We start from the raw sequence: 2,441 nt of genomic DNA, 5'->3' as shown, positions 1-2,441 counted from the left end.
ATGTCGCTCATGTTTCTGTGTCAAAAAAGCTTTATGATGTGATATTACCACGAAGTGTTACTATTTTGGAGATGTCTTTTCATGGAGTAGGGGTAATGCCCAGCTTCCTTGTGCTTCTGGTATCCACGCAATGGTACTGTACCCTTGTCCAATAATTACGCCCCCCTGATATTCATGGGTTCTATCTTTTAATGTTTTAGCATCTGGTCTCCCCCATGCAGTGTGGTCAATTGCCACTAACAGATGTTCTGCTACGGGTACTTGCTGTTCTAATTGCTGGAGATACAGCAGCATCAGTTTTTTCCGGTCTGGCCTACAGTCTTGCAATGCCTCGTAAACGCTTGACCATTGACGATTGAATAATGGATTGAGCGAAAATTCGGCCAAACATGACGAATTCGGGCGTGGTCATCACTGCATCCATGAGCTCGAATGTTGCATCCTTGACTCGTACCAATAACTCGTATGCTTCTTGACGAAAGTCCTTTAATCGTTCACTGTTCATTTAAGGAGTGAATAGGTTTTTATTTTTCACCCTCATTCTCTCCTTAACGGTGGCTCTAGTTTTTCTTGGGTCACCGTTCTCATCTTTAGTTAGTCTAAACTACAGTGACTGATATAGCTCCAATTATTTAGCCCACATTCCGCAGATGTCGGTCGGATTTCTTTATCAGTTGTGAAAACTTGGAAGCCAAACGCTTTTAGGCTGAAATTATACAGTTTTAGCATTCCAGAAGCTTGTCAAATTTACCTAAAATAAGTAAGTTGAAATAATTGGCTTTTTTTCATATATTCATGTTGCTATTTTAGAGCGGTTGCTCATATTTTGAAGCAAGGAAACTTATGCCAAGAGCAAATTGTCTTGACTAATTAATGAAAATTTTTCACAAATATCTACACCTCGATCGCAATCGTTATTCACTTGAAAATATTAAATAGTATTGACAGCAATACTCTCCTAAATGCCGCAAGATATCTTGGTGTTATTGGGTTAAATTGCTGACCTGCTTCGAGCCATTTATCGTCACTAAGTGCACAGCCTGAAACACCTGAAATATCCAGCGCATTGTCGGTTTATCGGTCAATTTCTTTACCTGATTTTTCACTTGCTCATTGGTAGCTTCTAATTGTTGTCTCAATTTCCTTTGCGCTAAATTATACACTAACAAACACAGTCCCATTATCATTCCGATTGCTTCAACTCGCTCCGGCTTTTTCACGAATACGCTGGAAGTAAAAAATAACGGATCGGGAGCATCTCAGTTATGCAATAAGTAGAAATACTCAGAGAAAAAGTATGAGAGAATAGGACAAAAGATAAAAGGAAAAATAGATGACAGCCGAAGAAAGTAAAATCTTACAAAAACATTTGCAAGCTGCTGCCGCCATACTTCTCAAGAATACACCAAAAGAACAACTCAAAGACTTTGCTAGCATTGAACTAGCAGTCAGAGACCATGTACTAACACAAGTAGCGCCAGAGATCGGAAATTTTTTTAAACAGCAACAGCAAAACAAGAGCAGGGAGACAAAGAGAGATTCAAACCTGTCTAGGAGTATGGCAAGTCAGTGAGAAACAAAGCCAGAAACTAGGATTGAAGAAACGAACCCGATTGAGTCCACAACTCGAAGCAAGTTGCTTATTGCTGAGCGCAAATGTTTCATACGCCAATGCAGCAAGAGATTTGAAGCAATTGACGGGAATATATGTTGACCACAGCACCCAACAACGTCTAGTCCATCGGCAAGAATTCGTTGAAGTCATTGCAGAGCAAACCGTGACAGATCTAAGTATAGACGGCGGTAAGGCAAGATTGAGGACAGATAAAGGAAAACCTAGTGAGTGGCGAGACTATAAAGCGGTGACTTTACACGAAGAAGCCCATGCTGCATTCTTTCAGGAAAATGAAGCCTTGGTAGATTGGGTGAATCGTCAGCCTTTGTCAGAAACGATTACTTGTTTGGGCGATGGTCATCCAGGGGTGTGGAATTTAATGGCGGACATCTCCACACCGGAGCAAAGACGCGAAATTCTTGACTGGTATCATCTTAAAGAAAATCTCTACAGGGAGCATCTCAGTTATGCAATAAGTAGAAATACTCAGAGAAAAAGTATGAGAGAATAGGACAAAAGATAAAAGGAAAAATAGATGACAGCCGAAGAAAGTAAAATCTTACAAAAACATTTGCAAGCTGCTGCCGCCATACTTCTCAAGAATACACCAAAAGAACAACTCAAAGACTTTGCTAGCATTGAACTAGCAGTCAGAGACCATGTACTAACACAAGTAGCGCCAGAGATCGGAAATTTTTTTAAACAGCAACAGCAAAACAAGAGCAGGGAGACAAAGAGAGATTCAAACCTGTCTAGTACAGCTCGGCGTAAGTACACAGACTATATTTATGGTAGAATAACATAGTTAGCTGAGACCCGTTTAGGT

The 2,441-nt window shown here is 40.4% G+C and carries 4 protein-coding genes and 1 pseudogene; 3 read left to right on the top strand and 2 right to left on the bottom strand.

Annotation, left to right across the window (positions count from 1 at the left end; all coding sequences use genetic code 11):
• Positions 1-60: 60 nt before the first annotated feature.
• Both QUB37_RS29515 and QUB37_RS30000 read right to left on the bottom strand, forming a co-directional pair.
• On the bottom strand, positions 61-294 hold the full coding sequence (locus tag QUB37_RS29515; RefSeq protein ID WP_333168774.1) for a hypothetical protein: 234 nt from the start codon (positions 292-294) through the stop codon (positions 61-63).
• A gap of 620 nt (positions 295-914) precedes the next feature.
• Positions 915-1,250, bottom strand: a pseudogene (locus tag QUB37_RS30000) (IS1634 family transposase); the annotation flags it as partial.
• Positions 1,251-1,333: 83 nt separating this feature from the next.
• Here QUB37_RS30000 and QUB37_RS29510 point away from each other — a divergent pair.
• From QUB37_RS29510 to QUB37_RS29500, 3 genes are read left to right on the top strand one after another with little or no spacing between them, the layout of a single operon-like run.
• Entirely contained in the window at positions 1,334-1,573 is a 240-nt protein-coding gene (locus QUB37_RS29510) for a hypothetical protein (RefSeq protein ID WP_333168773.1), read from the top strand.
• Between the two features lie 40 nt (positions 1,574-1,613).
• Complete coding sequence (locus tag QUB37_RS29505; protein ID WP_333168772.1) at positions 1,614-2,126, top strand: hypothetical protein; 513 nt, start codon at positions 1,614-1,616, stop codon at positions 2,124-2,126.
• Positions 2,127-2,150: 24 nt separating this feature from the next.
• Positions 2,151-2,420 (top strand): hypothetical protein, encoded by a 270-nt coding sequence (locus QUB37_RS29500; RefSeq protein ID WP_333168770.1) that lies wholly within the window; start codon positions 2,151-2,153, stop codon positions 2,418-2,420.
• Positions 2,421-2,441 lie beyond the last annotated feature (21 nt).

The sequence above is a fragment of the Microcoleus sp. AT3-A2 genome (assembly GCF_036705685.1).
Taxonomy (GTDB): Bacteria; Cyanobacteriota; Cyanobacteriia; order Cyanobacteriales; family Microcoleaceae; genus Microcoleus.
This window is presented reverse-complemented; position numbering and strand designations above follow the sequence as displayed.